Annotated in this window: 2 protein-coding genes and 1 pseudogene; 1 reads left to right on the top strand and 2 read right to left on the bottom strand. The window is 53.6% G+C overall.

All coding sequences use genetic code 11. From position 1 onward, the window contains the following. Positions 1-26: 26 nt before the first annotated feature. Entirely contained in the window at positions 27-347 is a 321-nt protein-coding gene (locus ACREAY_RS11840; protein WP_431755970.1) for a hypothetical protein, read from the bottom strand. A gap of 38 nt (positions 348-385) precedes the next feature. Here ACREAY_RS11840 and ACREAY_RS11835 point away from each other — a divergent pair, with 38 nt between their 5' ends. Further along, on the top strand, positions 386-1,135 hold the full coding sequence (locus tag ACREAY_RS11835) for a metallophosphoesterase (protein ID WP_431755969.1): 750 nt from the start codon (positions 386-388) through the stop codon (positions 1,133-1,135). 49 nt (positions 1,136-1,184) lie between these two features. On the opposite strand, the pseudogene ACREAY_RS11830 reads toward ACREAY_RS11835, so the two are convergent. Beyond that, a pseudogene (locus tag ACREAY_RS11830) lies at positions 1,185-1,419 on the bottom strand (hypothetical protein); the annotation flags it as partial.

The following is a 1,419-nucleotide window of genomic DNA, read 5'->3' as shown; positions in this document are numbered from 1 at the left end:
CTCATAGTATCCGGCCTTGGCAAGTCCTAGCGCAAGAGCGTGCCTTCGCTGTCGTCTGCAATGGCCTGCAGCACCTGCGCGTATTCGTCGTCTGAAAACTCGACTGCCTCTGCCCTCCCTTCTTCCATCGCCCTTGCCACGCTCTTCAAGTGATAACAGGGGTCGCCCTTTGAAAGCGTGTTAAAGTAATAGTCCTTGCAGGAGCAGAACCCGAGGTCCGGGTCGGTCCAGTACTCGCTGTCCTTGCCGATCACGACCCACAGCTTTTTGCAGCTTGGCTGAAACAACAGCACTTTGACACTGCCCGAAGCAACCGCCCCCTCTATCCGCTCGCTCTCTGTTGCCAAGTTCAACTTTATTATCTCTGAAACGAGATATAAAACTGATGAAGATCCGCCCGCTGCATCCCCACGCGGCGCTCCTGCTGGAAGAAGGCGACAAAAAGTACGTCGCCGTCTCTGACCTGCACATCGGCCTGGAATCCGAGCTTGGCGCCAAGGGGATAACGGTCCGGTCGAGCCTGATGGGGGACATGCTTGACGAGCTGTCGTCGCTTGTCCGGTCGCAGGACGCCGGGGGCCTGATACTGCTTGGCGATATCAAGAACACGATAGGCTCGATAAGCAAGCAAGAGTGGGACGACGTGCCCGCGTTTTTCAAAAAGCTGTCTGCCGGCATGGACATCTACCTGGTGCCGGGCAACCACGACGGCAACATCGTCCACCTTGTCCCGGACAGCGTCAACGTGATAAGCAGCAAGGGGATGGTCATCGGAGATACTCTATTCTTGCACGGGCACAGCATGCCGTCAGACACGAGGTCGCACGTCCGGCGAATAGTGATGGGCCACCTGCATCCAGTATTCTTGAAAAAGGGGAGCGTGCTGAACGGCGAGCGGGTCTGGGTCTATTTGCAGGTGAGAAAGGAGGCGTTGTTTGCAGAATCTGGCCCGCTGGATGTCGTGGTCGTGCCCAGCTTTAACAGGTACCTGTACGCCGAGGAGCGCAGGTACAAAAAGTCGACATCGCCAATCATGTCGAGGATAATTGAAAGCAACGCCGTCGAAAAGTGCATGGTTGTCCGGCTCGACGGATCTATAGTGGGAGATATGTCAGAGCTGCCCAGCGTGCTCTGATTCCGTACGCCATGAGTGATGAACACGGCTGGCAAACACCATACGTTCATCAGCTCGATGAACGGGCATACAAGTTATACAAATTTCCTGTCTTGCTACTCACATAGTCCCATATGCCTGAAGGAACGGATAACAGTTTGAAAGCCCTCCTTTGTTTATTGTCAAGTACATCGTACACATGCTGACCGATTACGATTTGATTCGGTTCTGCAAGACCTGTAATTTTAGATGCCATGCTAATGGTATAGCCAAGAATGTCGTGATGCGCTTTTTTCGTTATTATC

Origin of the sequence: Nitrososphaera sp., from assembly GCF_050748925.1 — an archaeon.
Taxonomy (GTDB): Archaea; Thermoproteota; Nitrososphaeria; order Nitrososphaerales; family Nitrososphaeraceae; genus Nitrososphaera.
Note: the sequence above shows the minus strand (reverse complement) of the source record. Positions and strands in the feature narration are given on the sequence as shown.

Bases quoted from the DNA above. Each gene is read 5' to 3' on its own strand.
- ACREAY_RS11835 (WP_431755969.1), top strand. From the start codon at position 386: ATGAAGATCCGCCCGCTGCATCCCCACGCGGCGCTCCTGCTGGAAGAA.